4 protein-coding genes are annotated in these 6,689 nt (G+C 72.0%); 2 read left to right on the forward strand and 2 right to left on the reverse strand.

Annotation, left to right across the window (positions count from 1 at the left end):
• Positions 1 to 115 precede the first annotated feature (115 nt).
• Both ACFWE2_RS13485 and ACFWE2_RS13490 read right to left on the reverse strand, forming a co-directional pair.
• Positions 116 to 676, reverse strand: a complete 561-nt coding sequence (locus ACFWE2_RS13485) for a hypothetical protein (protein WP_377224736.1) — start codon at positions 674 to 676, stop codon at positions 116 to 118.
• The gene (locus tag ACFWE2_RS13490; RefSeq protein WP_377224737.1) at positions 673 to 1,125 is read right to left on the reverse strand and encodes a hypothetical protein; all 453 of its coding nucleotides are present in this window, start codon (positions 1,123 to 1,125) and stop codon (positions 673 to 675) included. Before ACFWE2_RS13490 ends, ACFWE2_RS13485 begins: the two co-directional genes overlap by 4 nt.
• Before the next feature lie 334 nt (positions 1,126 to 1,459).
• Here ACFWE2_RS13490 and ACFWE2_RS13495 point away from each other — a divergent pair, with 334 nt between their 5' ends.
• Both ACFWE2_RS13495 and ACFWE2_RS13500 read left to right on the forward strand, forming a co-directional pair.
• Complete coding sequence (locus tag ACFWE2_RS13495) at positions 1,460 to 2,986, forward strand: glycoside hydrolase family 76 protein (protein WP_377224738.1); 1,527 nt, start codon at positions 1,460 to 1,462, stop codon at positions 2,984 to 2,986.
• An 86-nt stretch (positions 2,987 to 3,072) separates the two neighbouring features.
• The coding region (locus ACFWE2_RS13500) for a DUF3418 domain-containing protein (RefSeq protein ID WP_377224739.1) at positions 3,073 to 6,689 on the forward strand (3,617 nt) is incomplete at its 3' end.

Consider the following 6,689-nt stretch of genomic DNA (forward strand, 5'->3'; position numbering starts at 1 on the left):
GCCTGCACCCGGTCCCCCTCGCGCGGTCTCCCCAGACCCGCCGCGAGCGGCCGGGTGGAGGCGGACCTCACGTCGTGGGGCGACATGGCAGACCATCGCGACGGACCGCGCGCTGTCAGACGCTCAGGTCACGCCGGTGACCCGAGGGTCTGACACGGACGTACGACAGCGCCGCGTAGAGCGCCTCCTCGGCGTCTCGTGCGGCCTCGTAGGCATCCTGGCAGGCGGCGTAGCCCGCGCAGGCGACGTCGAGCACGGCGATCGCGGCCGATGAAGCCGCCTCGGTTCGTTCCGGGCCGGTGTGCGGGTCGGCGTCGGCGTCACCGGCCACGGTGAGCCCTGCCGCGCGCTGCCGGGCGGCCCGGAGCTGCGCCAGCCCCGTGCCGTGCCTGGCCTGCCACGACTCGAGGGCCGAGGCGTAGGACTCGAGTGCGTCAGCCACCGCCCCGAGACCCGGCGCCCCGTCCCGGACGGTCCGGGCGCCGGCCCGGAGCGCCACGGGGTCCCCTTCCGGCGGGCGGCTCACCGCCGTGTCCCAGTCGGACGCCGCACCGCGCAGGTCGTCGATCAGGCCCTCGACGTGCTCGGGCGCGTCGCTGTGCTCGAATGCCTGCCGGCGGCGGCTCAGACCGTTGATCCGGCTCTCGCACAGGGCGGCGAGCTCGCGGGTCGTCATGCCGGCCCGTCGGTGGCTGCCCGCCGGACGGGCCGGACCGGTAGCGCGCGTGGGGCCGAACCCGCCGTCGAGGCGGGGGTCGAGCTCGCTGGGGCCCGGGTCGCCGGCGCCTCGGTCTCGACCGGCTCTGCCGGCGCGCCGTCCGCGGCCTGTGGGCCGCTCGGGACCAGCGCATCCGGCGCCGCTCGCTCCATCACCGACAGGACGCGCTGGATCTTCGAGATCTCGCGGAGCGCCGCCGCTGGGTCGGCTTCCCTCGCCGCGGAGCGCAGCACGTGCCCGAACGCCGCCCGCGCCGCCTCGGGGCCGTCGAGCACGCCGTCGCCCAGCGCTATGACGTCGGCGAGCCCGGCCAGCCGGACGGTGACGGCCACCCGGTGCGTCGTCGGCCAGGTGACACCTGCGGCGTTGAGCCGCTGCACCGAGCGCGCGATGGTCTCGGGGCTCATGCCTCCGCACCTCCGGCGCGAACGCCCGCACGCACCGCCCGCCGCGCCATGGGCGCCGCGTCCTCATCGACCGTCGACCTGTCAGCCATACCGCTCCCCTCGGGCATCCCGGTGCACGTCACAGGAATTTCGAAAGCCTAAGGAGGCGGCGCCCGTCGCGACATGGGGAGCCATCCCCATCCGGCGAGCGCCGTTCCCCTGGCCGCCGACGCTATTGACCTGTTGTCCGTTCCGGGTGAATCTTGTCGGGCCGCGACTCGGGTCGCGCCGCGGCTGATCGCTCCATCGCTCCACCACTCCGAAGACGAAGCAAGGACGAGCACAGGGAGTTTCGATGACATCGCTGTCAGCACCCTCCGACCATCCACGCCGACGTGCCGGCACCCGCCGCGTCGTCGGCTCGGCGACGGCTCTTGCCCTTGCCTGCCTCCTGGCCGTGCCCTTCTCCCCGGTCACGCGGGCCGATGCCGTACAGCAGGCACCGGTCGCACCGGACGCCGTCATCTGCGACCTCTACTGCGATGCCCGGGACCCCGGGCTCGCCGTGAGCGACCGCACGCCGGTGAGCGCCGCCGTCCACGGCCGGACGCTCCGGCTCCATGTCTCCGACCCCGACGTCATGGGCTGGGGCTCGATCGACGGCGGCCAGGCCGGTGACGAGGTCTGGCTCGACCGGTCCTTCGACGGCGGCCGGACGTGGGCGTCGGGCAGCAGGCTCGGCGTCACGAGGATCCCGGCGGGCTCCACCGGCTGGCGCACCCAGATGTACAACGTGGACGACTGGAACAACTTGGGGATAGGCGCCCTCCGCGTCTGCGGCAAGGCGGGCGACCGGCCGGAGATCGCCTGCACCGGCTGGGCACGTAACGACCGCAACGCCGGGAGCCGCTCGACGGCGGCCGCCACCGCGCTGATGATGCTCTGGGACCGCGACACCGGCCTGTTCGAGACCAACGGCTGGTGGACGGGGGCCAACGCGCTGACCGCCGTCATCGACAACGCCCGGATCAGCGGGATGGGCAGCTACCGGTACGTGATCGCGGAGACCTACGACAAGAACGTCGGCGCGCGTGACGGCCAGTTCCGCAACGAGTACCTGGACGACACCGGCTGGTGGGGCCTCGCCTGGATCGCCGCGTACGACCTGACGGGTGACAGCCGGTACCTGAGCACGGCGCGGGCCGACGCCGACCACATGCGCGCCTACTGGACCTCGAAGTGCGGCGGGGGCGTCCAGTGGAACACCGGCATCGCGTACAAGAACGCCATCACCAACGAGCTGTACATCCAGCTCAACGCGGCGCTGCACAACCGCATCCCCGGCGACACCACCTACCTGCAGCGCGCCCGGGAGGGCTGGAGCTGGTTCCGCGGCAGCGGCATGATCAACTCCGGCAACCTGGTCAACGACGGGCTGAACGACTCGTGCGTCAACAACGGTGAGCCCACGTGGACCTACAACCAGGGCGTCATCCTGGGTGCGCTGACGGAGCTGCATCAGGCAACAGGGGACGCGTCCCTGCTCACCACGGCACGCTCCCTGGCCAACGCCTCGACCAGCTCCACCTACCTCAACCCAGGCGGCGTGCTGCGCGAGGTGAACGAGGGCGACGACTGCAGCAGCGACGGCGCCTCCTTCAAGGGCGCCTACGTCCGCGGCCTGGGCAGGCTGAACGCAGCGCTGGGCGACCGCCCGTACAGCGCCTACCTCGACCGGCAGGCCGACGCCGCGTACGCCAACGACCGCGACTCGCTGGGTATGTACGGTCCGCACTGGGCCGGACCGCTGGTCCGGCCCGCGACGGGGCACGGCTGCCAGCACGGCGCGCTCGACCTGCTCAACGCGGCGCAGGCGAGCTAGTACGCACGGCGTGTCAGACGCACAGGTCATTCGAGTGACCTGTGCGTCTGACACGTCGCGGGCGCGTCGCGGGCGCCCGCTGGCAAATGACCTTGCCGTTCCTGGGAGAATGGGGGGTTGTGAGTACCGAGCCCTCTTCCACCCCGGTGTCCGACGGCGATCGCGGCCGCGCAGGCGGAGGCCGGAACCGTCGCCGTGGGCCGGGCAAGCAGAACCGGCGACCTCGGCGCAGCGGGCCGCAGCGCGTCTCCACCGCGCAGCTCGAAGCGGCGGCCGCCAAGCGTGCCGCCGTCGAGGTGCCGCCTATCACCTACCCGGGGCAGCTGCCCGTCTCCGCGCGGCGCGCGGACATCGCGGCCGCGATCCGTGACAACCAGGTCGTGATCGTGGCCGGCGAGACCGGCTCCGGGAAGACCACCCAGATCCCGAAGATCGCACTCGAGCTCGGGCGCGGACGGCAGGGCCAGATCGGGCACACCCAGCCCCGGCGGCTCGCGGCCCGTACGGTGGCCGAGCGCATCGCGGAGGAGCTCGGCACGGAGCTCGGCGGCGTGGTGGGCTACCAGGTCAGGTTCACCGACCAGTCCAGCGAGGACACGCTGGTCAAGGTCATGACCGACGGCATCCTGCTCGCCCAGATCCAGCGCGACCCGCAGCTCCTCGCGTACGACACGATCATCATCGACGAGGCGCACGAGCGGTCCCTCAACATCGACTTCCTGCTCGGCTACCTGTCGCGGCTGCTCCCCCAGCGGCCCGACCTCAAGCTGATCATCACGTCGGCCACCATCGACTCGGAGCGGTTCGCCACGCACTTCTCCCCCGCTGCCCTGGCCGAGCGGGGCGGTGCGCCCGCGTACGTCACCGACGTGCTCCCGGACCTCGCCCCGATCGTCGAGGTCTCCGGCCGGACGTTCCCCGTCGAGATCCGCTACCGTCCGCTGTCGCCGGACGAGGACCCGTCGGGGGCCGATGCCTCGCGCGTCGACGGCTCCCCCGCGAAGGGACCTCGACAGGCTCGGCCAGCGGGTGGCGCTCGGCCAGGGGGCGGCGCCAGGGCACCGAAGAACGCGCGCGAGGAGAAGGACCTCGTCGCCGGCATCGTCGAGGCCTGCGACGAGCTGCTGCGCGAGGGCGACGGCGACATCCTCGTGTTCCTCTCGGGCGAACGCGAGATCCACGACACCGCCGACGGGCTCACGGGCCACCTCAAGGAGCGGGTCCGGGATCCGAAGCATCCGCAGCACGTCGAGATCCTGCCGCTGTACGCGCGGCTGTCGAGCGCGGAGCAGCACCGGGTGTTCCAGCCGCACGCGTCGCGACGCATCGTGCTGGCGACCAACGTCGCCGAGACCTCGCTGACCGTTCCCGGCATCCACTACGTCGTCGACCCCGGTACGGCCCGGATCAGCCGCTACTCCAAGCAGACCAAGGTCCAGCGGCTGCCGATCGAGCCGGTCTCCCAGGCGTCGGCCAACCAGCGCAGCGGCCGGTCCGGCCGTGTCGCCGACGGCATCGCGATCCGCCTCTACTCGGAGGAGGACTTCAACGGGCGACCCGAGTTCACCGAACCCGAGATCCTGCGCACGTCGCTGGCGTCCGTGCTGCTGCAGATGATCTCGGTCGGCGTGGTCAGCACGCCCGACGACGTCGCCCGCTTCCCCTTCGTCGAGCCCCCGGACACGCGCGCGATCCGCGACGGCGTCAACCTGCTCACGGAGCTGGGCGCGCTGGAGGAGGTCGACGACGTCACCCGGCTCACCGAGGTGGGCCGCACGCTCGCCCAGCTCCCGATGGACCCGCGGCTGGCCCGTATGGTCATCGAGGGCTCGCGGCACGGCGTCGCCCGCGAGGTGGCGATCATCGCGGCGGCGCTGTCGATCCAGGACCCCCGCGAGCGCCCGGCGGAACAGCGCGCGCAGGCCGACCAGCTGCACGCCCGGTTCGCGGACCCGCGCTCCGACTTCCTCACGTACCTGAACCTCTGGGAGTACGTCCGGGAGCAGCAGCACCAGATGGGCAGCTCGGCCTTCCGGCGCCTGTGCAAGGCGGAGTACCTGAACTTCCTGCGCATCCGCGAGTGGCAGGACGTCGTCGCCCAGCTCCGCGAGATGTCGCGGCCGCTGGGCATAGAGATGTCCTTCCAGCCACGGCGCCGCCCGGCCGACGGCGACAGCGGGTCCCGCCCGGTGGAGGTCACCTCCGAGGTTGAGTCGCCGTCGTATCGGCAGCTGTGGGACGAGGACACGATTCACCGGTCCCTGTTGGCCGGACTGCTGTCGCAGCTGGGCATGCAGGACACCGGGGAGGTGAAGGCGTCCGCCGTCGCGCACCTTCGTGGGGCGCAGCGGGAGATCGCGTTGAAGCGGGCCAAGAAGCAGGCCCGCAACGAGTACATCGGCGCCCGCGGGGCGCGGTTCGCCATCTTCCCCGGGTCTCCCCTGTCCAAGAAGCCGCCGGTGTGGATCATGGCGGGCGAGCTCGTCGAGACCAGCCGCCTGTGGGCGCGTGACGTCGCCCGCATCCAGCCCGAGTGGGCCGAGGACCTCGCCGGTCCGCTCGCGAAGCGCACCTACTCGGAACCGCACTGGTCGTCCAAGCAGGGTGCGGCGATGTGTACGGAGAAGGTGCTGCTGTACGGCGTGCCCATCGTGTCCGACCGGCGCGTGCTCTACGCGAAGGTCGATCCGGAGGCGGCGCGCGAGATGTTCGTGCGGCACGCGCTCGTGGAGGGCGAGTGGACCACGCACCACAAGTTCTTCCACGACAACCGCGCGCTCCTGGAGGAGGCCGGCGAGCTCGAGGCCCGCTCCCGGCAGCGCGGCCTGGTCGCGGACGAGGACGACCTGTTCGCCTTCTACGACGAGCGCGTCCCCGACTCCGTGGTGTCCGCCGCGCACTTCGACCGCTGGTGGTCGCGGGCCCGCAAGGAGACGCCGGACCTGCTCACCTTCACGATGGAACAGCTGGTCGGCGACGCGTCGGTCGATACGTCCGCGTTCCCCGAGAGGTGGCCCCAGGGCGAGCTCTCCCTGCCGCTCACCTACCAGTTCCAGCCCGGGTCCGACGCCGACGGCGTCACCGTGCACATCCCCATCGCGGTGCTCGCGCGCGTCGTGCCGGACGGGTTCGACTGGATGGTGCCGGGTCTCCTCGAGGAGCTGACCGTCGCGACCATCAAGTCACTACCCAAGGCGGTGCGGCGCGAGCTGGTGCCGGCGCCGGACGTCGCACGCGACGTCGTCGCCTGGATCCGCGAGGAGTGCCCGGCATGGGAGGACATCGTCCGCGCCGGCGACATGGCGGAGTCCTACGTCGCCGCGTTCACGCGGGCGGTCCGCGCGCTCCGCGACGTGGTCGTGCCGCCGGAGGTCTGGGACGAAGAACGGATCTCCCGGCTTCCTGGGCATCTCCGGGTGACGTTCCGGGTCGTCGAGGAGCGCGGGCGGGGGCGGGATGCGTCGGCCATCGTGCTCGACGAGTCCAAGGATCTGGTGCTGCTGCAGCGGAAGTTGGCTTCGCGGGCCGAGGCTGCTGTGCGGTCGGCTGTTCGGGGTGCTGTGGGGGCGGCTCTGGCTGAGGCTCGGGCTGCTTCTGGTGGTTCGGCTGGGGCGGGCGTGGAAGGCGAAGACCCTCGCGCGGACGCGTTCACGGGCCCCAGGGGGCCCTCCACTTCGGGAAGGAATACGTCCGCGCGAGGGTC

Source organism: Promicromonospora sp. NPDC060271 (assembly GCF_042726755.1).
Lineage (GTDB): Bacteria > Actinomycetota > Actinomycetes > Actinomycetales > Cellulomonadaceae > Promicromonospora.

Bases quoted from the DNA above. Each gene is read 5' to 3' on its own strand.
- ACFWE2_RS13485 (WP_377224736.1), bottom strand. From the start codon at position 676: ATGACGACCCGCGAGCTCGCCGCCCTGTGCGAGAGCCGGATCAACGGT.
- ACFWE2_RS13490 (WP_377224737.1), bottom strand. From the start codon at position 1,125: ATGAGCCCCGAGACCATCGCGCGCTCGGTGCAGCGGCTCAACGCCGCA.
- ACFWE2_RS13495 (WP_377224738.1), top strand. From the start codon at position 1,460: ATGACATCGCTGTCAGCACCCTCCGACCATCCACGCCGACGTGCCGGC.